Origin of the sequence: Rhodopseudomonas sp. AAP120, assembly GCF_001295845.1 — a bacterium.
Lineage (GTDB): Bacteria > Pseudomonadota > Alphaproteobacteria > Rhizobiales > Xanthobacteraceae > Rhodopseudomonas.
Genome location: NZ_LJIC01000046.1, coordinates 65,252 through 84,669, shown reverse-complemented (window position 1 = coordinate 84,669; position 19,418 = coordinate 65,252). Strand labels below are relative to the sequence as shown.

Sequence of the window (19,418 nt, the reverse complement as noted above, 5' to 3'; positions counted from 1 at the left end):
GGCTTGTCGGCGGCAACGGGCGCGGCCGCTGCCGCCACCATCGCCGCAGCCGCAGGCCCCGCCGCAGCGACGACCGGTCCGGCGGCAATCGTCGGCGGCGCGCCTGCAACGACAGGCTTGTCGCCGAGTCGGGCCGATGGCCCAGCGGGCGAAGCCGGCGCCGCCGGTTTGGGAGCTGCGACGGGGGGCGCGGCCGGCGATGGCGCGGCCGGCTTCGCGGCAGACTTTGCATCCGGCTTCGGCTCTGGCCTGACTTCGGCCTTCGCCCCGGCCTTCGGGTCAGGGACGACCGCCGGTCTGGTCTCTGGTTTTGCGACCTCGGGCTTCGCCTCAGGTTTGCCAGAATCCGGTTTGGCGGTCTCGGCCTTCGCTTCCGGCATGGCCGCTTCGATCTTGGCGATCTCCGGCAGCACCAGCGCGGCGCCGTTCTTCTTCGGCGGCTCGCTCTCCTGCGGCTGGAAGCTGACGTCGACGATGAAGTTCTTGTCTTCGCGGAACGAGCGCACATCGGCGCCGCCGATCAACGTGAAGTCGACGCTCGAGCCGTTGCCGTCGATCTTCTGGCTGATCGCGCCGACATTCGGCGCGCCGGCAAGCTGCGCATCGGCGAGATCGAAGTTGAGCCCGGTGTTGAACTGCACCGTGAGCTTCTTCTCCGTCAGCGTCGACGACACCTGCACGCCCGGGGGCACTTCGAACACGTAGCGCACGAAGGTCGGTTGCATCGAGGCGCGAACACGGATCGGCGGCCGCTTCTTGACCTCGGCCTTGGCCTGCTGGGCGCGCAGCGCACGCTCCGCCGCCCGGGCGCGTTCGGCCAGCGCCTTGACCACGTCCTGCGGCAGGCTCGGCGGGGCGCCAACCCAATTGTCCGGCAGGAAGTCGATATAGAGCCGCTCCCCGGCGACCATCGGGTTGACGGTGAACTTGCGCAGCAGCGCCAGACGGACCGCATAGCCATCCGGATCGAGCCGGGCCGAACCGATGTAATCGCGCGCGGAGTCGGTCAACTTGTCGATCGGGATATCGACCGGCCGTTTGAACCTGATCACCACGATCAGTCCGGCCATCACAACGTCGGAGTCGACGTCCTCGGCGAGTTTGAACAACAGCCGACCATAGCCGTCGGTCGCCTCGAAGCTCGCCTCGCCGCGGACCACCTGCGCGGCGGCCGGGTGCGCCGCCAGCACCACGCCGAGACAGAGCGCCAACGTCAGGCAGACTCGTGCGAGGCGCCAGCAGAGCACCTGCGACCAGTTTGCAACGGCAGCCATCCGCGCCATCGGTTTCTTCCGGTCAACGACCCTGTTTGACGGACGAACCCAAGCCGCCCTTTCGCGTTATCCGACGCATCGCGTCCCGCGCGGCACGCCGCGCAGGCAATTCCACGTTACTTCATCATGAAAGCCGTTAACGTTGGTTTAACCATCGCCCGAACCCGTTGATATCAAAGCCGTGCGACAATCCGGCGGGCAGCTGGGTTGCATCGAGTTTGATTCAAATAGGTCGGCTAATCCTGTTTTTTGTAGTATGACCTCGCGCGGACCTCCTCCTTTTCTTCCCACATCAATATCCGCACCCGCACAGGCGCGACTTCCGACCAGCCGTTCAATTGGGGACCGCTTTAGTCATGCTGTTGAAGGGATTGTATAAAGTTGAGTTTGAAACGCCGCGGCGCAAAGCCGTCGGCGTGGTTTTCGCCGAGGACGGCAAACTGCGCGGTGGCAGCTCCGCGTTCGCCTACATCGGCACCTACGAACAGGACGGCGGCAAAATCCGCGGCAAGATCAGCAGCCGCCGCCACACCAACGATCCGAACATCGCGTCGGTGTTTGGTGTCGACGAAGTCCGAGTCGAGTTTCACGGCTCCTCGATCGGCGACTTTGCTCAAGTCGAAGGCGTCGCAGCCGAGGCTCCCGCGCTCGGCTTCAAGGCCGTGCTGACGCGGATCTGCGACTGATCAGACCGCGCGACGTACCACCCGCCTCGTTCTTGTAGTAAGAGTAATTAGTTACCGCGCAGGAACCGGCCGTCCCTCAATTTTCGGGAGCGCAGCAGCGGAGGCTGTCGCCGCGCCTTTGCCGCTGGCGCGGCGCGCGAGCTCGACGGTGAGCTTCTCGGCAGCTTCCGGCGTCATCAGGCCCAGAATATCGGACATTTTGCGCGGTGCGATCTGGGAAGCTATCTCGATCAGCACCGGCATTTCAAGCCGGTCGAAGATCTTCGCGGCATCCTTGGGCTTCATCGACTCGTACATCGTGATGATGCCCTTGAAGCGTGCGGCGTCGGCCTCGCTCTTCTGTTCGTTGGCCTTGCCGATCTGGCCCTCGGTCGCCTTCATCTCCTCGACCCGGGATTCGATGCGCTTTTCCGCGGCCTTCAACAGGCTCTCGCGGATCTCCACCTCGCGTGCGCGGGCATCGAGCTCCTGCCGGCGTGCCTGCAGGCGCTCCAGGATGGCGCGCTCGGACGGCGAGATGGCAGGCGGCTGCTCTTCCGGAGGCTTGGTCTCCTCGGGCGCTGCCACGGCCGGCTTCGGCTCTTCCTTTTTCGGCGGCGCCTGGACCGAGCCGGTGATGTCGGAATTCAGATCGGGATCCGCTGCCGCCTTGGTGGTGGCGCCGCCCGGATAGTTCAGGTTGGCCTGCGCCCAGGACGGCTTGCTCGTGTTCGGATCGTAGTCGAACACGTAGCCGCCATCGAGCAGCAGGCCGGCGATCTTCAGCACGGCAAGGCCGAGGATCGCAACCAGTACAACCGGGAGGATGCGGACGTCCCGAAATGCGTTCATGCAGCGAGGCCGCTGTGTCGTCGCCGTTCGGCGAAGGCTTCAGCCGCCGCGGCGTTGGCGCGCGCGGCCGAGAGCGTCGGCTGCGCATCGGGCTGCTCCGACGACGGCCGCGCGGCAGCGACGATCTTGGACAGCCTGCGCAGCACGTTGTCGCCTTCGGCGAGTTGCTTCTTGAGATGCTCCGACATCGCGCTCGCCGAGGCGATATCGCGGCCGAGGTTCTCGTTGACCTCGCGAACCGTGAGTTTGAGCCCGCCGATCGCGCGCTCGGCGATCTCGGTGACGGTAATCAGTTCGCCGATCGTCGCCTTCAGCGACTGCTCGTCGGCCTTGAGGCGCAGCAGCCGCTTGTTGAGCAGCCAGCAATAACCAATCGTCAGCAGCAACAGGACGGCGACGAGGCTTTCGATGACGAGTCCCAGGGTATGGCTCATTGTGCCTCCATCATTTTGCTTTGCTCGTCGGTCCGTTCGAACATCGCGTAGGTCGTGACCGGCTTGCGCAGGGGTTTGGTGACGCGAATGGCGACGCGGTCGCCGACGCGACCCATCCGCCCTTCTGTCAGAGTGACGTTGCCGCAGCGCACCGCGACCAGCGCATCTGCGCGCAGCTCCAGCGGCAGCGTGTCGCCGACCTGCAGGGCCATCAGTTGCTTGAGCGGCACCTCGGCTTCGTACAGCACGGCGTCGACCGAAATATCCGCTTGGCCGATCTCGGTCGCGAGGTGACCTTCCCAGACCTGATCACGGCCGAATTTTTCGCCCATGAACATCTGCATCAGCACGCCGCGGATCGGTTCGATCGTGGCGTAGGGCAGCAGCAGTTCGATATTGCCGCCCCGGTCTTCCATGTCGATGTGCAGGCGGACCAGGATGGCGGCGTTGGCCGGGCGGCTGATCGCGGCGAAGCGCGGGTTGGTCTCGAGCCGGTCGATCGAGAATGCCACCGGCGACAGCGGCCGGAACGCCTGCTCGGCGTCGGCGAGTACGACCTCGAGCAGCCGCTTCACCAGGTTGGTTTCGATCGTCGTGTACGGCCGCCCTTCGATCCGCAGCGATGCCTGGCCGCGCCGGCCGCCGAGCAGGACGTCGATCATCGAATAGATCAGGCTGGAGTCGACGGTGGCGAGTCCGAAGTTCTGCCACTCCTCGGCCTTGAACACGCACAGCACCGCCGGTAGCGGGATCGAGTTCATGTAGTCGCCGAACCGCACCGAGGTGATGCGATCGAGCGAGACTTCGACGTTGTCGGAGGTGAAATTGCGCAGGCTCGTCGTCATCAACCGCACCAGGCGGTCGAACACGATTTCGAGCATCGGCAGACGCTCGTAGGAGACCATCGCCGAGTCGATGATCGCGCGAATGCCCGAGTTCTCGTCGAGATTGACCTCGCCGACGCTGAAGCCGAGGAGATTGTCGATCTCCTCCTGCGACAGCACGCGCTCGCCGCCGTTCTTGCCGCCACCGAGATCGCGGCCGCCGTCGTCGACCATGGCGGCCCATTGCTCCGCCATCGTCCCGGTAAGTTCGTTCTCCTGCGCCGCCTTCGCTGCGGCCTCGGGATCTTCCGAGGCCATCGACGCTTCCCATTGGGCGGCGATGGCGTCCTGGTCGAGTTGTTCCTGGCCGGCCATGTCAGCTCACTGCACCAGCACTTCCTTGAACAGCACCGCGTTCACCTGAGCAGGCGCGATCGCGACGTTGACCCGGCGGGTCAGCTCTTCCTTCATCCGAAACATCCCGACCGAACCGTTGAGGTCGTTCGAGCGCAGTTCGCGTAGGTACGTCTGAAACAGGTCGGTGATCCGCGGCATCGTCGGCTTGATCTGCTCGGCGAGCTTGTCGTCCTTCACCTCGAGCACGATCTTGGCCTTGAGATACTGCACCCGCTCGCCCGGAGAGCCGGCGAGATTGACCATGATCTCGGGTACCTCGACGAAATTCGGCGGCTTCACCTTCTCGACGTGCTCGGCGTGATCCTTTTCGGCACCGTGCCCCTTGAACAGGAAGAACCACGCGCCGCCACCGCCGCCTCCAACCAGCAGCAGAGCCGCCGCGGCGATGATGATCAGCTTCTTCTTGCTTTTCGGCGCAGCGCCTTCGGCGCCCTCGGCGCCTTCTTCCGGTTTCTCTGTATCCGCCATCGGCCGCGTCCGCCTGCAAGAAGAGCCGATGTGCCGTCCAGGCGAACCGTTAACGCGATACTAAAGCCGCCAGCGCCTCGAGCCCTGATTGCCTGACGCTAATGTCGCAATGGTTAACGGAACCTTTCCAGACCGGCTCCCGCTAGGAAGTTTTTGCCGGGCAACATGGTCAACAAGTCCTTATTGCCGACCTCCGCGCCTCTCCTAGAATCGATAAAGCATTGAAAAGACGATAATTTGCGGGTTGGCACGACCCTCGCTAGACCAAGGGGCGAACCAGCGCTTGGGAGAGCGCCGGTTCACGGAGATCCACTGAAGGTCTGGGAGGACTGGAGGCGGATCCTTAAAGGGAGAACCACCGATGCAGAATACGCTTCTGGTCGGCTTGTCGCGGCAGGTCGTGCTCGAACGACAGATGGATGTCGTCGCGAACAACCTGGCGAACATCAATACCAACGGCTTCAAGGCCGAGCGCTCGATGTTTCAGGAATTCCTGAACACCGGAGCGCATGAAGACAATTTCCCGTCGCCGGACCGCCGCGTCAGCTTCGTGCAGGACCGCGCCGCCTATCACGACTTCTCCTCCGGTCCGCTGGAGGAAACCAAGAACCCGCTCGACATCGCGATCGACGGCTCGGCCTTCCTGGTGGTGCAGACGCCGGCAGGCGAGCGCTACACCCGCGACGGCAAGCTGACAATCAATCCGCAGGGCCAGCTGGTCAACGCCTCGGGTTATCCGGTGCTCGGCAATTCGGGCCCGATCGTGTTTCAGCCGACCGACAAGGCGATCAACATCGCGGCCGACGGCAATGTCAGCGTGCTCGAGGGCACCGCCACCATCGACTCGCTGCGCGGCAAGCTGCGGCTGGTGTCGTTCGCAAGGCCGCAGAGCCTGGAGAAGCAGGGCGGCAACCTGTTCGCCGCCACCAACGATCCTGGCGCGCCGGATACCAAGGCGGCCGTCCGCCAGGGCTTCGTCGAGAAGTCGAACGTCAATTCCGTCTCCGAGATGTCGCGGATGATCGCCGTCACCCGCTCCTACCAGTCCGTCGCCTCGCTGCTGCAGCAGGAAGGCGATCTGCAGAAGACCGCGATCGAGCGGCTCGCTGATGTGCCGGCGTAAGGAGACCTGAGATGCGCGCACTCTACACCGCAGCGACCGGCATGGCCGCTCAGGAGCTCAACGTCCAGGTGATCTCCAACAACATCGCCAACATGCGGACGACCGGCTTCAAGAAGCAGACCGCACAGTTTCAGGATCTGATCTACGATCACGTCCGCCGCGTCGGCGCGCAGGCGTCGGACCAGGGTACGATCATCCCGGTCGGCGTCGATATCGGGGGCGGCGTCAAGACCGTCGGCACGCCGCGGCTGATGACGCAGGGTACGCTGTCGACAACCGGCAACGACCTCGACCTCGCGGTTCGCGGCGAGGGCTTCTTCAAGATCCAGATGCCGGACGGCACGTTCCGCTATACCCGCGACGGCTCGTTCACCACCGACAACACCGGCCGCGTCGTGACCGCCGGCGGCAATCCGGTGCAGCCGACCATCACCATCCCGAACGGCGCCTACGGCATCACGGTGGCCAGCAATGGTCAGGTCTCGGTGACGGTCTCCGGTTCGACCACGCCGACCGTGATCGGTCAGATCGGCCTGACGCGCTTCATCAACAAGACCGGCTTGCAGCCGGAGGGCGACAATCTGTTCCTCGAGACGCAGGCTTCCGGACCGCCGCAGGATGGCATCGCCACCAACGACGGTCTCGGCGACATCATGCAGAAGACGCTCGAACAGGCCAACGTCGAGGTCGTCAACGAGATCTCCGACCTGATCGCCGCGCAGCGCGCTTACGAGATGAACGCCAAGGTCGTCAGCGCCGCCGACCAGATGCTGCAATCCACCTCCAACATGTTCCGCTGAGGGAGTTGACCGATGATCCGCTCGCTCCTCGCCGCCGCCCTGCTCACCGCGCCGCTCGCGGCCGTCGCAGCCGAACCCGCTGCACCGGCTGCGGTGCCCGCACTGTCGCCGCAGATCGAAGAAGTCCTGCGCACGCCGGTGCTGCGCGCCCATATCGATGTGTCCGACGAACTGGTGCGGATCGGCGACCTGATCGAAAATGCTGGTGTCGCCGCGCAGATTCCAGTGTATCGCGCGCCCGATCTGGGCACGACCGGTGCCCTGTCGACCGCGGCGGTGATCGCCGCGCTACGCGCTCATCAAGTAATCGGCGTGGATACACGCGACATCCGCGAAGTCACCGTGACGCGCCTCGCCCGCAATCTGCCGGCGAAGGAAATCGAACAGCAGGTGATCGACACGCTGCAGCGGCGCCACGGCTTCGGTGAGGCCGAGGACCTGGCGCTGAGCTGGGACCGCGAGATCGAAGCGCGCACCCTGCCAGCCAACTTCGACGGCGCGCCGCAACTCGTTGCCGATCGTTTCGACCGTCGCAGCGGCCGCTTCGACTTCAGCTTCGAGATCGCCGGGGGCGCCGATGCCGCCCCGGTGCGGCTGCGCGCCACCGGGACGGTGGTGGAAACCGCCAAGGTGACGGTGCTGACCCGGCCGGTCGAACGCAATGAAGTCATCAAGGCTTCCGACCTCGCGATCGAGCGCCGGCCGAAAGCGGAAATCGCCTCCGATACGGTGGCGTACGACGCCGCGCTCGGCATGCAAACCCGACGTACCCTGCGCGGCGGCCAGATCCTGCGCACCGCCGACCTTTCCAAGCCCGATCTGGTCACGCGCGACCAGGGCGTGACGCTGATCTACCAGGCCGCCGGCATCTATCTCACTTCGCGCGGCAAGGCGCTGGAAACCGGTACCGAAGGCGACGTCATCAACGTGCTCAATCTGCAATCCAAGCGCACCGTGACCGCGACCGTCGTCGGACGCGGCCAGGTGATGGTGTCGGTCGCGGTGCCGCGCGTCCTCGCCAGCGCTGCACCGGCCACCACACCCGAACCCGCCATCGCCCGAACGTCCGCCTCCGCGAAGCCCGAGTGAGTTCAATGTTCAAGTTCGCCCCAATCAACCGCATCGTCCTGATCACCGCACTCGTCGGGACAGGCGGTCTCGCCGGCGGCTGCTCCTCGATCGACCGGCTCGCTTCGATCGGCGAGCGGCCGGCGCTGAGCGCGATCGAAAATCCGACGACGCAGCCCGGCTACAAGCCGGTGCAGATGCCGATGCCGAAGCCGGAGGTCGCGTCCTACAACGCCAACTCGCTGTGGCGGAACGGCTCGCGCGCGTTCTTCCGCGATCAGCGTGCCGCCAAGGTCGGTGACATCATGACGGTGACGGTGAACTTCACCGACAAGGCCAACATCGCCAATGAGACCCAGCGCAGCCGGAAAAACACCGAGGACTCCGGCATCACCGATTTCATCGGCAGCAAGACCATCACGGCGCCCGCCGCCGCGGTGCTGCCGGGCCGCATCCTGACCACCGACTCGACCTCCACCAGCGACGGCAAGGGTTCGGTGCAGCGGCAGGAAGCCTTGCAGACCAGCGTCGCCGCGGTGGTGACGCAGGTGCTGCCGAACGGCAACCTGGTGGTCGAGGGCAAGCAGGAAATCCGCGTCAACTTCGAAGTCCGCGAACTGATCGTCGCCGGCATCGTCCGGCCGGAAGACATCCAGAGCGACAACACCATCGACAGCAGCAAGATCGCACAGGCCCGTATAGCTTATGGCGGTCGCGGCCAGATCACCGACGTGCAGCAGCCGCGCTACGGCTCACAGGTGATGGACGTGCTGCTGCCGTTCTAATCATCACGATCCGACAAGAGCTCCCACACCCGACCGCGAACCTAGGCGCGGTCAGGTGTTCCAACGCGGCCTCCTCCGGCTCTCCCTCCGGACGGAGGCCGCGGCCTTTTCGGCGAGCGGCGGAGGCCGTCGCTACGATCGCGCGAGAGGCGGTTGTGGATGCACATCCGGCGGCTCTGACCGTTGCGTGGTCGCCTCGGCAGCCGACGCCTTGCGCTCGACCCTGCGCAGCACGAAGACGTAGAACACCGGAACGAACAGCACCGCCAGCACGGTGGCGGACAACATGCCGCCGAACACGCCGGTGCCGATCGCGTTCTGGCTGCCGGCGCTGACGCCCGTGGCGAATGCCAGGGGCGTGACGCCGAGGATGAAGGCGAGCGACGTCATGATGATCGGCCGGAAGCGCACCGCGGCCGCCTCGATCGCCGCGTCGCGGAGCGACTTGCCCTCGGCGTGCAGATCCTTGGCGAACTCCACGATCAGGATCGCGTTCTTGGCGGACAGTCCGATGATCGCGATCAGGCCGACCTTGAAGTAGATGTCGTTCGGCATGTCGCGAAGCATCACCGCCAGCAGCGCACCGATGATGCCGAGCGGCACCACCAGCATCACCGACAGCGGGATCGACCAGCTCTCGTAGAGCGCCGCCAGCAGCAGAAACACGAACAGCACGCTGAGCCCGAGCAGGAACGGCGCCTGATTGCCGGACTGGATTTCCTGCAGCGACTGCCCGGCCCATTCGAAACCGAAGCCGCTCGGCAACTGCCCGGCCAGCCGCTCCATCTCGGCGATCGCTTCGCCCGAAGAGTGGCCCGGCGCGGCATCGCCGGCAAAGCGCACCGACGGATAGCCGTTGAATCCGATCACCTGGATCGGCCCCTTCGACCATTCGGTCCGCGCGAACGCCGACAGCGGCACCATCCGACCGGCAGCGTTTCGCACATTCAGCTTGAGCAGATCGTCCGCCTGCATCCGCCGATCGTCCTGCGCCTGGATGGTGACACGCTGCATCCGCCCCGCATTGGGGAAGTCGTTGACATAGGTCGAACCGAGGCTCGCGGTGATCGTCGCGTTGATGTCGGCGAACGATACGCCGAGCGTGTTCGCCTTCTCGCGATCGATCACCAGATGCAACTGCGCCGAGTTGGCCAAGCCCTCGACCCGCACACCGGTCAGCACCGGGCTGGCGGTGCCTGCCGCGGTCAGGCGCGTCGCGGCATCCTCGAGCGCCGCCGTGCCGCGGCTGCCCCGATCCTGCAGGCGGAAGGTGAAGCCGGTGAAGTTGCCGAGGCCGTCGATCGGCGGCGGCTCGAACGCCATCACCGCGGCATCGCCGATCTTCGCCAGTTCGACATTGGCTCGCCTGGCGATTGCGCCCGCGTTGTCGTGACCGCGCTCGCTCCAGTCCTTGAGAGTCACGAACGCCACCGCGGCGCTCTGCGAATTGCCCGAGAAGCTGAAGCCAGAGACGGTGAAGACTTGCGAAACGCTGGGATCGGCGAGGAACACCTTCTCGGCCTGTTCGATCGAATTCATCGCGCGGGTCTGCGTCGCTTCCGACGGCGCCTGCATGTCGACGATCAGATAGCCCTGGTCTTCGGTCGGCAGGAACGCCGCGGGCAGGCGCAGGTAGGCCCAGCCCAATCCCGCCAGCAGCGCCAGATACACCACCATCAGCCGCCCGGTCCGCGCGGTCGCCCAGCCGACACCATTGCGATAGCGTCCGGCGACGCGCGCGAAAGTCCGGTTGAACCAGCCGAAGAATCCAGCCTTCTCGTGATGATCCTCCGGCACCGGCTTCAGGAACGTCGCGCACAATGCCGGCGTCAGGGTCAGCGCCAGGAAACTGGAGAACAGGATAGACACCACCATGGTCAGGCTGAACTGCCGATAGATGATACCGACCGCGCCCGGAAAAAACGCCATCGGCAGGAACACCGCCGTCAGCACCAAAGTGATGCCGACGATCGCTCCCTTGATCTGCTTCATCGCCTTGATGGTCGCCTCGCGCGGTGACAGCCTCTCGGTCGCCATCAAGCGCTCGACGTTCTCGACCACGACGATCGCGTCGTCGACCAGAATGCCGATCGCCAGCACCATCGCGAACATCGTCAGCACGTTGATCGAGAAGCCGGTGGCGAACATCACCGCGCAGGTGCCGAGCAGCGCGATCGGCACTACCAGCGTCGGGATCAGGGTGTAGCGGATGTTCTGCAGAAACAGGAACATCACCACGAACACCAGCGCGATCGCCTCGGCCAGAGTGTACAGCACTTTCTCGATCGAGGCCTTGATGAATGGCGTGGTATTGTAGGGAATCTCATAGGTCATCCCTTTCGGGAAGTACTTCGAGAGCTCCTTCATCTTGGCGGTCACGGCGTCCGAGGTGGCGAGTGCGTTGGCGGTCGCCGAGAGCTGAATGCCGATCGCGGCCGCGGGCTTGCCGTTGAGCCGGCTGTCGGTGTTGTAGTCCTCGCCGCCGACCTCGATCCGCGCGACGTCACGCAGCCGCACCGACGAACCGTCGCGGTTGGCGCGCAACACGATGGCGCCGAACTCGTCCGGCGTTCCGAGCTGGCCTTTCACCAGCACCGGCGCCGAGACTTCCTGCGAAACCGGGTTGGGCATCGCACCGATCCGCCCCGCCGCGACCTGCGCGTTCTGCGCGGCGATCGCAGCCGTAACGTCACTGACGGTGAGCCCGACGCCGAACAGTTTGTCCGGATCGATCCACACCCGCATCGAACGCTGGGTGCCGAACAGCTGCGCCTTGCCGACCCCCTCGACGCGACGGATCTCGCTGAGGATGTTGCGGGTGATGTAGTCGCCGACCGCGATGCTATCGAGCGATCCGTCGATCGACTGCACCGAGATGAACATCAGGAAAGTGCTCGACGCCTCGTCGACCAGAATGCCGCGCTGAGTCACGGCGCTGGGCAGCCGCGACTCCACGCGGCGGATGCGGTTCTGCACGTCCACAGTGGCCTGCGCCAGCGACGTTCCCGGCTGGAAAGACACCTCGATCGAGATCTGGCCGGTCGCGTCCGTGGTCGACTCGAAATACATCAGACCGGGAATGCCGGCGAGTTGGTCTTCGATCAGCCGGACGACGCCCTGATAGATCTCTTCCGATGACGCGCCCGGATAGTTGGCGGTGACGGAGATCTTGGCCGGGGCGATGTTCGGATATTGCGCGACCGGCAGAAACGGAATCGCCAACGCGCCGGCGATCATGATGAAGATGGCGACGACCCACGCGAACACGGGCCGCGAGATGAAGAAATCGGGCATGACGGCTGGGCCTCACTTCGCGCGCGAGGCGGCGCCGGCGGTGCCGCCCGCGACGATGCCCGGCCACGGCCTCGGGTCGACCGGAGCCCCCGGTGACAGCGCCTGGAAACCTTGCACGATCACGGCGTCGCCGGGGTTGAGGCCGCTGGCGATGATCCAGCGGCCGTCGACCAACCGCGCCGGCGTCACCGGCCGCAATTCGGCTTTGCGGTCGGCCGACACGACGTAGAGCTGCGCCTGCCCGCCGGGATCGCGGCGCAGTGCGCGCTCAGGCACCGCCAGTACATTGGACTGCTCGCCCTGTACTAATTGCACGCGAACATACATGCCGGGCAACAGATCGCCGTCCGGATTGGGAAACTCGCCGCGTAGCGTCACTTGCCCGGTGCTGGCATCGACCGACGCTTCGGAGAACAGCAGCCGGCCACGGTGCGCGTAGTTGGCGCCGTCGTCGAACCGCAGCCGCACCTCGGCTTCGATCGCGTCGCCGGCTTTCGCGGACTGCTGCGCGGCCCGCTTGAGCGCCAACAGCTCGTTAGCCGACTGGGTGAAGTCGGCATAGACCGGATCGAGCTGCTGGATCGTCGCCAGGCTTTCGCTGCCGCCGACGGTGAACAGCGCGCCCTCGGTGATCAGCGCGCGCCCGATACGCCCGGTGATCGGTGCGCGAACTTCGGTGTATTGCAGATCGAGCTCGGCGGCCTGCAGGCCGGCGCGTGCGGAGGCCTCATCCGCCTCGGCCTGCGCCAGCTCTGCGACCGCCTTGTCGTAAAGCTGGCCGGTGGTGACGTCGCGGTCCTTCAGCCGGGTCTGGCGCTCGGCCTGCTGTGCCGCGAGCGTGCGCGTCGCCTCGGCACGCTGCAGCGCCGCCTTGGCGCTGGCGACGCGGACCTGGAACGGCGCGGGATCGAGCCGGTACAGCACGTCGCCCTGCCTGACGATGGTCCCTTGCTTAAACACCCGCTCCACGATGATGCCGGACACGCGCGGCCGCACTTCGGCGATCCGCGTCGGCGCAATGCGGCCCGGCAGATCGCTGATGATCCGCACGGTCTCGGGTGCCACCGTGACCACGCTCACCGTCACCGGCGGCTTGGTCTTATCGGCTTCGGCCTGCTTGTCGCTGCAGCCGATCAGGCCCGCGGTCAGCGCAACCATCACGGCCACGGCACCGACCGAGCGCAAGCCGGCCATCGTCTTCGTCGTCACGAACTCACCTCTGGTCGGAGCGGCGGCGCGCCTCTCGCACCAAGCCGCAGCACGTCGTCTCAAAAGATACCGGCCGGTTGGTATATTACATTCTTGACAATGGCAACGGGGCGCCATCAAGACTTGGGCAGCCCACTTAGAAAGTGTCGCGACGCATGAGCACGGCTTATGAGCGAAAGAAGCAACCTGAGGTCGTGCGCCGCGCCTTGATTGACTGCGCCGCCAAGCTGGCAATGGAGCGCGGGCTTCAGGCCGTCACCGTCCAGGCCGTGGCGGCCGCGGCGGGCGTCACCAAGGGTGGTCTCTTTCATCACTTCTCCAGCAAGGAGAAGTTGATCGAGGCGGTCTTCGACGAGCAGCTCGACGTGTTCGGCGCGGCGGTCGACGATGCGCTCCAGCACGACAACTCGAGTTATGGCTGCTTCACTCGCGCTTATGTGATGGCCACCTTCACGCTCGGCGAAGCGGACGAAGGCCAGTGCGGCGGCGCGCTGGCGGTCTCGATGATGACCGACCCGCTGTTGCGCCCGCGCTGGTCGGACTGGATGCGCGCGCGGATGAGCAAGCACAAGAAGACCGACTCTGCGCCAGCACTCGAAATCGTCCGCCTCGCCGCCGATGGCGCGTGGCTGGCGGATCTCACCGCGCTTGCGCCCGACTTGCGGATGAGCCGCAAGAAGTTGCTGGCGCGGCTGCTGGCGATGACCCGGAAAGACTGACCGCAGCTTCGCGACCGCCCGCAGCCCGATCCTAAGATCGTTGCTGGACGTTCATACCGGCGCATCGCGCTCATTCCCGCATCGCAGTTGTATCGGCCGGCGCGGTCATTATTTTCCCGTCAGCCTGACGATCCCTGCCCCCGCAGGCGCAGGCATGATGGAGATAAGAAATGACCAGGACGGGCGCCGCGCTGATCGCGGCCGCGACGATCTTCAGCTTCGCGGGAGCGCCGGCTCACGCGCGCGATTTTCCCTACTGCCTGCAGGGCGGCGAATGGGGCTATCCCGGCAACTGCCAGTTCGAGTCGTACCAGCAATGCATGGTGACGGCGTCCGGCACCAAGGCCTATTGCGACGTCAATCCGGTGTTTGCGTTCCGCGCCCAACAGCCGGCGCCGATCGACGAGTCCGCACCGCCGCCGCGCCGCGCCCGCCGGCACTGAGCTGGGACGGTCTCGCAGTCCAGCGCAGCGACGATCTGCGGCGACAAGCTCACCGGGTCAGAACAAAGGCGCCGTTCCCGATCAGGAACGGCGCCTTGAATTTTTAAGCGCCCGTTTTCAGCGCGCGGCGATCAGCCGGGGCTGCCCGACTACTCGTCGCGATAGACCTTCTCACGCTTCTCGTGGCGCTCCTGGGCTTCCACCGACAACGTCGCGATCGGACGGGCTTCGAGCCGCTTCAGCGAAATCGGCTCGCCGGTCTCTTCGCAATAGCCGTAGGTGTTGTCCTCGATGCGCTGCAGCGCCGCATCGATCTTGGAGATCAGCTTGCGCTGCCGATCGCGCGCGCGCAGTTCGATGGCGCGGTCGGTCTCCGACGAGGCGCGGTCGGCCAGGTCGGGATGATTGACGTTTTCTTCTTGGAGGGTCTGGAGCGTGAGCTTTGCTTCTCGCAAAATCTCGTCCTTCCAGGCCAGCAGCTTCGCACGAAAATACTCGCGTTGCCGTTCATTCATGAACGGCTCTTTCTCGGAGGGTCGATAGCTTTTCAACTTATCCAAGGGGCAATCCATGATCTCGTTGGGCGGCAAAAAGTCCCGCCTGCGCGGCAGCTTATATAGCGCGCGCCGATGACAGACAATATCGTCCGCCGCCCGCCGCGACGGGGTGCACAAGCAGGAAAGGAACTTCCTTACGGACGGTCAGTATTGGCCGGCCTTGGCCAGCTCGACCTCGACCCGCAGCTCAATCTCCGCCAATACCGCGTCGAGGCCGGGGTCGCCCGACGACGCCTTCAGCTCCGCAGCGGCGGCACGCAGCCGCGCCACCGTGGACGGGTTGAAGCTGCCGGCCAGCAGGCCGATCTTGAGGTCGTCGAGCACGTCAAGGGCGGAGCGGCCGCGCGCGACCGAGCGCTTGCGCCGTTCGGTGGCATCCTCCACGCCCTGCATCGCCAGCAGCGCCTCGAGACCGGTGGGTGCCAGCGGTGCGTGCACCGCCCGTGCTTCCGGCTCCGGCTGTGACGTCGTGGTCGGCAGCGAAAAGGTGCTCGAGCCGGTCCGGCGGACCGGGCCGGTGGAAGTCGACGTGGTGGTGCCGTTCGGGCCGTAAATTCGCATGGTCTCTCTCGCCGGACAGTTCCTGGCTAGGCGCCGCGCCTGAACAGCATACACCCAAGCTGACAAGGCCGCTCAGAGCCCTGGAACCCACCGTCGCCAGATATGGTTAACGCCGCGTAAACGGGCCGGCAAATTTTGCCGGGCCGGCGCAGTTTTGCCGTGGCCAGCTCACTTCACCACGGGCCGCCCGGCACGCTTTATCGAAATATATCATATGCTTAAACTGATCTTCCCGGGTGGCACGGGTCTCGCAAGACCAATGCTGAGGCCGAGTCGCGCGTGCACGCGATAGCCCTTGAGGAGCCCGAGAATGCCGAGCGTTTCGACCACGATCCTGAAGCTGGCCGCAGCCGCTCTGTCCGCGCTGCTGCTGTCGGGCGTGGCGGCCAGCGCCACTTCGCGGATCAAGGACCTCGCCAATATCGAGGGCGTGCGGCAGAACCAGTTGATCGGTTATGGCCTAGTCGTCGGCCTCAACGGCACCGGCGACACCCTCAACAACATCCCTTTCACCAAGCAGTCGCTGCAGGCGATGCTGGAGCGAATGGGCGTCAACATCCGCGGCGCCACCATCCGCACGGGCAACGTCGCGGCCGTGATGGTCACCGGCAATCTGCCCGCCTTTGCCACCCAGGGCACGCGCATGGACGTCACCGTGTCGGCGCTCGGTGACGCCAAGAATCTGCAGGGCGGCACCTTGCTCGTCACGCCGCTGCTCGGCGCCGACGGCAACGTCTATGCGGTGGCGCAGGGCTCGCTGGCGATCGGCGGCTTCCAGGCCGAGGGCGAGGCCGCCAAGATCACCCGCGGCGTGCCCACGGTCGGCCGCATCGCCAACGGGGCGATCATCGAACGCGAGATCGAATTCGCCCTGAACCGCCTGCCGATGGTGCGGCTGGCGCTGCGCAACGCCGACTTCACCACCGCCAAGCGCATCGCCGCCGCGGTCAACGACTTCCTCGGCACCAAGAGCGCGGAGCCGATCGATCCCTCCACCGTCCAACTCTCGATTCCCGCGGAGTTCAAGGGCAACGCCGTGGCGTTCCTCACCGAGATCGAGCAGTTGCAGGTCGAGCCGGATCAGGCCGCCAAGATCATCATCGACGAGCGCAGCGGCATCATCGTGATGGGCCGCGACGTGCGCGTCGCCACCGTCGCGGTTGCGCAGGGCAACCTCACCGTCTCGATCTCCGAGAGCCCGCAGGTCAGCCAGCCCAATCCGTTCTCGCGCGGCCGTACCGTCACGACACCGAACACGCGGGTCGGCGTCACCGAAGACGGCAAGAAACTCGCACTGGTCAAGGATGGCGTGTCGCTGCAGCAGTTGGTGGACGGCCTCAACGGCCTCGGCATCGGGCCGCGCGACCTGATCGGCATCCTGCAGGCGATCAAGGCGGCGGGCGCCATCGAAGCTGACATCGAGGTGATGTGATGTCGATCGTCCCGACGCCGGCTTCGACCACGATCCCGATCCGCAACGGCCGCCCCGACTACGATCTCGCCGCGGCGCTGCCCAAAGTCTCGCCCGAGGCTCAGGCGAAAGCGCGTAGTTCGGCGCGCGATTTCGAGGCGATGTTTCTCAACTCGATGTTCTCGCAGATGACCAGCGGCCTGAAGGGCGAAGGCCCGTTCGGCGACACCGTCGGAACCGGCGTGTGGCGTTCGATGCTGACGGAGCAATATTCGCAGACCATCGCGAAATCCGGCGGCGTCGGCATCGCCAGCGACGTCTTCCGCACCCTCATTCTTCAGCAAGCGAACGCCAAGGCCTGAGTGTAAAGGCCTGAGTGCAAAGGACCACGCGATGATGCAGATGCAACGCCAGCAGGGCCCCGCTCCCGTACAGCCGGTCGCTTCGCCGAACGATGCGCGCCAACTTGCGAACACGCTGACCGCCGTGATGAACGAGCTGCTGGCGCTGATCGAACGCGAGACCGAACTGGTCCGCGCCGGCAAGATCCCGGAGGCGATGAAGCTCGAGCAGCAGAAGAACGGACTCACCAAGCGCTACATCGCGGCGATCACGCTGGTGCGTGCCAGCCAGCCTTATATGGCCAAGGCGACGCCGGATCTGCTCGGCACGCTGCACCGGCACCACGAGGTGTTTCGTGCGATGCTGCAGGTGAATCTCACGGTGCTGGCGACCGCCCATGCGGTCTCGGAAGGCATCGTGCGCGGCGTCAATGCCGAGGTGCAGCGCCGCAATATTCCGCAGACCTATACGGCCGCCGGCAAGCGCGCCGCGCCGGGACCGCGCAATCTGACGCCGATCGCGGTCAGCCGATCGCTGTAGCCACGCGCCTCCGCCACGGTATGCGGCTGCGCCCGTAGCGGGGCCGAGCGGCCGCGAAATCATGTGGCAAACCTGAGGCAGCGAGCCGGACGCCCAAACGGGCGCCGTTGCCTCGCAATGTCAGCAATTTGAATCAAATGCACGCTCAGATTGCAGGACTAGATTCAAGCGTTATGTGCAGCATGCTGGACCGGAGGGGTGGATTTACCTTGATGGAGCCAGGAGGCTGCCATGAGTTTCGACTTCACCGTGAAGCCCGTCGGGCAGCTGGTGATCCCAACCGTCATCAGGCCGGAGCCTGAGGCGGTCCAATCCGCGGTGGCGACGCAGTTGCCTGCGCCGCAAAGCGTGTCCGCGACGGCGAATGGCGCCAGCAGCAATGCGATCGCCAGCAACGCCGCCAAGGTCGGCGCCGACACCATCTCGCGCCAGGTGATCTTCGATCAGGCCGCGGCCGCGATGGTGTTCGTGTCGGTCGACGAGTCGACGTCCGAGGTGCTCAATCAGTACCCGGAATCCTGGCAGCTCAAGGCGCGCGCTTACTTCCGCGAGCAGGATCAGTCGAAGCTTCAGCAGCGCACCGGTCCGATCCCGACCAACCGCATCGCCTGAACGCACGCCGCCGATCGCTGTGCTGTCCCGGCTCGCCTGTGCGAGCGCGGGCGTGGACGCATGTCCGCGGCTGACGGCGGACCGATATCTGCAGATGGGAAAAGAAAAAGTCCGCGCGGATCAGGGACGGCCGCTGAGGCCGGCGGCGATGTTGCGGTTGATCTCGATCAGGGCGTTGAGCGGCTCGAGCTGCGGCGACATCTGCAGCGCGGCCGATTGGCTGAGCACGAACACGCCGATATTGGCGATGTTCTGCCGGATCTCCAGCGATTGCGGATTGTCGTCGCGCAGCGCGTCGCTGACGAAGATCGACCAGAGCTTGCGGTTGAACATCAGCGCCTCGTTGAGGCCGATGGCGCCGCGCTCGTTCCAGTTGGTGACGACGTCCTGAAGCTGCCGTGCGGCCTTGAGCAACGCCTGGGCTTCGATCTCACGCGGGGAAGCCGTTCGTTGCGCGGTGCGGGCGTACGCTTGAGCAGCACTCGACATGACTACCTCTGCAGCAATTCTTCTTCACGCTTGATGAGAGGCCGCAACTCCCTCAAAGCCTTATAAAGCTGGCCGCTTAAAATTAGATTACTCGTCGCCTCGATCGTGTCTCGAAAACTCGGCACGGCTTCGAGCAATTCCTTGATGAAGCCGAGATAGAGATCCTGATACGCCGGAATGTCGTTCTGCAGATACATCATCTGCACGCAGAGATAGACGCGCTTCACCGGCGTGTTGGCGGTCTCCGCGGTGAGGATGTCCTTCTCGCGCAGGATCGGCGCGTCGCCGTCGATCAGAAACGTGGTGCGTGAGTCGGAATTGGTGATCACGCTCTGCCCGATCACGATCCGCTCGAACGGCTTCAATTCGACTCGCAATGGCATCGTGTTTTCCTTTGATTGCGTTGAATGCGACCAAGGACGAATCGTCCCGCCCGACCGTGCGCCGGTTATGCGCCGGCTTTGCGTCGCGATCCAATGTCGTGTTTCGGGCGATAAGTCGAGTGCAGCGTTGCGGGCCGACGAATCGCGG

21 protein-coding genes and 1 pseudogene are annotated in these 19,418 nt (G+C 65.1%); 11 read left to right on the top strand and 11 right to left on the bottom strand.

The window, feature by feature from the left end:
* A pseudogene (locus IP86_RS08565) lies at positions 1 to 1,274 on the bottom strand (tetratricopeptide repeat protein); the annotation flags it as partial.
* Between the two features lie 356 nt (positions 1,275 to 1,630).
* Here IP86_RS08565 and IP86_RS08560 point away from each other — a divergent pair.
* Complete coding sequence (locus IP86_RS08560; protein WP_054162094.1) at positions 1,631 to 1,960, top strand: GrlR family regulatory protein; 330 nt, start codon at positions 1,631 to 1,633, stop codon at positions 1,958 to 1,960.
* A 51-nt stretch (positions 1,961 to 2,011) separates the two neighbouring features.
* Here IP86_RS08560 and IP86_RS08555 read toward each other — a convergent pair whose 3' ends face one another.
* From IP86_RS08555 to fliL, 4 genes are read right to left on the bottom strand one after another with little or no spacing between them, the layout of a single operon-like run.
* Positions 2,012 to 2,791 (bottom strand): MotE family protein, encoded by a 780-nt coding sequence (locus tag IP86_RS08555; protein ID WP_054162093.1) that lies wholly within the window; start codon positions 2,789 to 2,791, stop codon positions 2,012 to 2,014.
* A complete protein-coding gene (locus IP86_RS08550; protein ID WP_054162092.1) occupies positions 2,788 to 3,225 on the bottom strand; it encodes a DUF6468 domain-containing protein in 438 nt (145 codons plus the stop codon). Before IP86_RS08550 ends, IP86_RS08555 begins: the two co-directional genes overlap by 4 nt.
* The gene (gene fliM, locus IP86_RS08545) at positions 3,222 to 4,424 is read right to left on the bottom strand and encodes a flagellar motor switch protein FliM (RefSeq protein ID WP_054162091.1); all 1,203 of its coding nucleotides are present in this window, start codon (positions 4,422 to 4,424) and stop codon (positions 3,222 to 3,224) included. The genes IP86_RS08550 and fliM overlap by 4 nt, the downstream gene beginning before the upstream one ends.
* Before the next feature lie 6 nt (positions 4,425 to 4,430).
* On the bottom strand, positions 4,431 to 4,934 hold the full coding sequence (gene fliL, locus IP86_RS08540; RefSeq protein WP_054162090.1) for a flagellar basal body-associated protein FliL: 504 nt from the start codon (positions 4,932 to 4,934) through the stop codon (positions 4,431 to 4,433).
* A 361-nt stretch (positions 4,935 to 5,295) separates the two neighbouring features.
* Between fliL and flgF the strand changes: the two genes are divergently transcribed.
* From flgF to flgH, 4 genes are read left to right on the top strand one after another with little or no spacing between them, the layout of a single operon-like run.
* Positions 5,296 to 6,057, top strand: coding sequence for a flagellar basal-body rod protein FlgF (gene flgF, locus IP86_RS08535; protein WP_054162089.1), 762 nt, complete (start codon positions 5,296 to 5,298; stop codon positions 6,055 to 6,057).
* An 11-nt stretch (positions 6,058 to 6,068) separates the two neighbouring features.
* The gene (gene flgG, locus IP86_RS08530) at positions 6,069 to 6,857 is read left to right on the top strand and encodes a flagellar basal-body rod protein FlgG (RefSeq protein ID WP_054162088.1); all 789 of its coding nucleotides are present in this window, start codon (positions 6,069 to 6,071) and stop codon (positions 6,855 to 6,857) included.
* 12 nt (positions 6,858 to 6,869) lie between these two features.
* Complete coding sequence (flgA, locus tag IP86_RS08525; protein WP_054162087.1) at positions 6,870 to 7,946, top strand: flagellar basal body P-ring formation chaperone FlgA; 1,077 nt, start codon at positions 6,870 to 6,872, stop codon at positions 7,944 to 7,946.
* A gap of 5 nt (positions 7,947 to 7,951) precedes the next feature.
* Complete coding sequence (gene flgH / locus IP86_RS08520; protein ID WP_054162086.1) at positions 7,952 to 8,710, top strand: flagellar basal body L-ring protein FlgH; 759 nt, start codon at positions 7,952 to 7,954, stop codon at positions 8,708 to 8,710.
* Positions 8,711 to 8,842: 132 nt separating this feature from the next.
* Here the strand turns inward: flgH and IP86_RS08515 are convergent, their stop codons facing one another.
* Together IP86_RS08515 and IP86_RS08510 are read right to left on the bottom strand one after the other, a co-directional pair.
* Positions 8,843 to 12,004: a multidrug efflux RND transporter permease subunit gene (locus IP86_RS08515; RefSeq protein ID WP_054162085.1), complete on the bottom strand. Its 3,162-nt coding sequence runs from the start codon at positions 12,002 to 12,004 to the stop codon at positions 8,843 to 8,845.
* A gap of 12 nt (positions 12,005 to 12,016) precedes the next feature.
* Complete coding sequence (locus IP86_RS08510) at positions 12,017 to 13,213, bottom strand: efflux RND transporter periplasmic adaptor subunit (RefSeq protein WP_245290570.1); 1,197 nt, start codon at positions 13,211 to 13,213, stop codon at positions 12,017 to 12,019.
* Positions 13,214 to 13,368: 155 nt separating this feature from the next.
* On the opposite strand from IP86_RS08510, the gene IP86_RS08505 reads away from it, so the two are divergent.
* Together IP86_RS08505 and IP86_RS08500 are read left to right on the top strand one after the other, a co-directional pair.
* Entirely contained in the window at positions 13,369 to 13,932 is a 564-nt protein-coding gene (locus IP86_RS08505) for a TetR family transcriptional regulator (protein ID WP_054162101.1), read from the top strand.
* 170 nt (positions 13,933 to 14,102) lie between these two features.
* Positions 14,103 to 14,375, top strand: coding sequence for a DUF3551 domain-containing protein (locus tag IP86_RS08500; protein WP_054162083.1), 273 nt, complete (start codon positions 14,103 to 14,105; stop codon positions 14,373 to 14,375).
* Positions 14,376 to 14,524: 149 nt separating this feature from the next.
* Here IP86_RS08500 and dksA read toward each other — a convergent pair whose 3' ends face one another.
* Both dksA and IP86_RS08490 read right to left on the bottom strand, forming a co-directional pair.
* Entirely contained in the window at positions 14,525 to 14,890 is a 366-nt protein-coding gene (gene dksA, locus IP86_RS08495; protein WP_234831092.1) for an RNA polymerase-binding protein DksA, read from the bottom strand.
* A gap of 186 nt (positions 14,891 to 15,076) precedes the next feature.
* Positions 15,077 to 15,493, bottom strand: a complete 417-nt coding sequence (locus IP86_RS08490; protein ID WP_054162081.1) for a flagellar assembly protein FliX — start codon at positions 15,491 to 15,493, stop codon at positions 15,077 to 15,079.
* 310 nt (positions 15,494 to 15,803) lie between these two features.
* Here IP86_RS08490 and IP86_RS08485 point away from each other — a divergent pair, with 310 nt between their 5' ends.
* From IP86_RS08485 to IP86_RS08470, 4 genes are all read left to right on the top strand, one after another.
* Positions 15,804 to 16,925, top strand: coding sequence for a flagellar basal body P-ring protein FlgI (locus IP86_RS08485; RefSeq protein WP_054162080.1), 1,122 nt, complete (start codon positions 15,804 to 15,806; stop codon positions 16,923 to 16,925).
* Positions 16,925 to 17,266: a flagellar assembly peptidoglycan hydrolase FlgJ gene (flgJ, locus tag IP86_RS08480; protein WP_054162079.1), complete on the top strand. Its 342-nt coding sequence runs from the start codon at positions 16,925 to 16,927 to the stop codon at positions 17,264 to 17,266. The genes IP86_RS08485 and flgJ overlap by 1 nt, the downstream gene beginning before the upstream one ends.
* Before the next feature lie 31 nt (positions 17,267 to 17,297).
* Positions 17,298 to 17,786, top strand: coding sequence for a hypothetical protein (locus IP86_RS08475; protein WP_054162078.1), 489 nt, complete (start codon positions 17,298 to 17,300; stop codon positions 17,784 to 17,786).
* Positions 17,787 to 18,017: 231 nt separating this feature from the next.
* Positions 18,018 to 18,398: a hypothetical protein gene (locus tag IP86_RS08470; protein WP_054162077.1), complete on the top strand. Its 381-nt coding sequence runs from the start codon at positions 18,018 to 18,020 to the stop codon at positions 18,396 to 18,398.
* Between the two features lie 120 nt (positions 18,399 to 18,518).
* On the opposite strand, the gene flaF is transcribed toward IP86_RS08470, so the two are convergent.
* The gene (gene flaF, locus IP86_RS08465) at positions 18,519 to 18,887 is read right to left on the bottom strand and encodes a flagellar biosynthesis regulator FlaF (RefSeq protein WP_054162076.1); all 369 of its coding nucleotides are present in this window, start codon (positions 18,885 to 18,887) and stop codon (positions 18,519 to 18,521) included.
* 2 nt (positions 18,888 to 18,889) lie between these two features.
* Positions 18,890 to 19,270, bottom strand: a complete 381-nt coding sequence (gene flbT, locus IP86_RS08460; RefSeq protein WP_054162075.1) for a flagellar biosynthesis repressor FlbT — start codon at positions 19,268 to 19,270, stop codon at positions 18,890 to 18,892.
* Between the last annotated feature and the right edge of the window lie 148 nt (positions 19,271 to 19,418).

Bases quoted from the DNA above. Each gene is read 5' to 3' on its own strand.
- IP86_RS08555 (WP_054162093.1), bottom strand. From the start codon at position 2,791: ATGAACGCATTTCGGGACGTCCGCATCCTCCCGGTTGTACTGGTTGCG.
- IP86_RS08550 (WP_054162092.1), bottom strand. From the start codon at position 3,225: ATGAGCCATACCCTGGGACTCGTCATCGAAAGCCTCGTCGCCGTCCTG.
- flgH (WP_054162086.1), top strand. From the start codon at position 7,952: ATGTTCAAGTTCGCCCCAATCAACCGCATCGTCCTGATCACCGCACTC.
- flgA (WP_054162087.1), top strand. From the start codon at position 6,870: ATGATCCGCTCGCTCCTCGCCGCCGCCCTGCTCACCGCGCCGCTCGCG.
- IP86_RS08485 (WP_054162080.1), top strand. From the start codon at position 15,804: ATGCCGAGCGTTTCGACCACGATCCTGAAGCTGGCCGCAGCCGCTCTG.
- fliM (WP_054162091.1), bottom strand. From the start codon at position 4,424: ATGGCCGGCCAGGAACAACTCGACCAGGACGCCATCGCCGCCCAATGG.
- IP86_RS08475 (WP_054162078.1), top strand. From the start codon at position 17,298: ATGATGCAGATGCAACGCCAGCAGGGCCCCGCTCCCGTACAGCCGGTC.
- flaF (WP_054162076.1), bottom strand. From the start codon at position 18,887: ATGTCGAGTGCTGCTCAAGCGTACGCCCGCACCGCGCAACGAACGGCT.
- flbT (WP_054162075.1), bottom strand. From the start codon at position 19,270: ATGCCATTGCGAGTCGAATTGAAGCCGTTCGAGCGGATCGTGATCGGG.
- IP86_RS08505 (WP_054162101.1), top strand. From the start codon at position 13,369: ATGAGCACGGCTTATGAGCGAAAGAAGCAACCTGAGGTCGTGCGCCGC.
- IP86_RS08515 (WP_054162085.1), bottom strand. From the start codon at position 12,004: ATGCCCGATTTCTTCATCTCGCGGCCCGTGTTCGCGTGGGTCGTCGCC.
- fliL (WP_054162090.1), bottom strand. From the start codon at position 4,934: ATGGCGGATACAGAGAAACCGGAAGAAGGCGCCGAGGGCGCCGAAGGC.
- flgJ (WP_054162079.1), top strand. From the start codon at position 16,925: ATGTCGATCGTCCCGACGCCGGCTTCGACCACGATCCCGATCCGCAAC.
- IP86_RS08470 (WP_054162077.1), top strand. From the start codon at position 18,018: ATGAGTTTCGACTTCACCGTGAAGCCCGTCGGGCAGCTGGTGATCCCA.
- IP86_RS08560 (WP_054162094.1), top strand. From the start codon at position 1,631: ATGCTGTTGAAGGGATTGTATAAAGTTGAGTTTGAAACGCCGCGGCGC.
- flgF (WP_054162089.1), top strand. From the start codon at position 5,296: ATGCAGAATACGCTTCTGGTCGGCTTGTCGCGGCAGGTCGTGCTCGAA.
- dksA (WP_234831092.1), bottom strand. From the start codon at position 14,890: ATGAATGAACGGCAACGCGAGTATTTTCGTGCGAAGCTGCTGGCCTGG.
- IP86_RS08490 (WP_054162081.1), bottom strand. From the start codon at position 15,493: ATGCGAATTTACGGCCCGAACGGCACCACCACGTCGACTTCCACCGGC.
- flgG (WP_054162088.1), top strand. From the start codon at position 6,069: ATGCGCGCACTCTACACCGCAGCGACCGGCATGGCCGCTCAGGAGCTC.
- IP86_RS08500 (WP_054162083.1), top strand. From the start codon at position 14,103: ATGACCAGGACGGGCGCCGCGCTGATCGCGGCCGCGACGATCTTCAGC.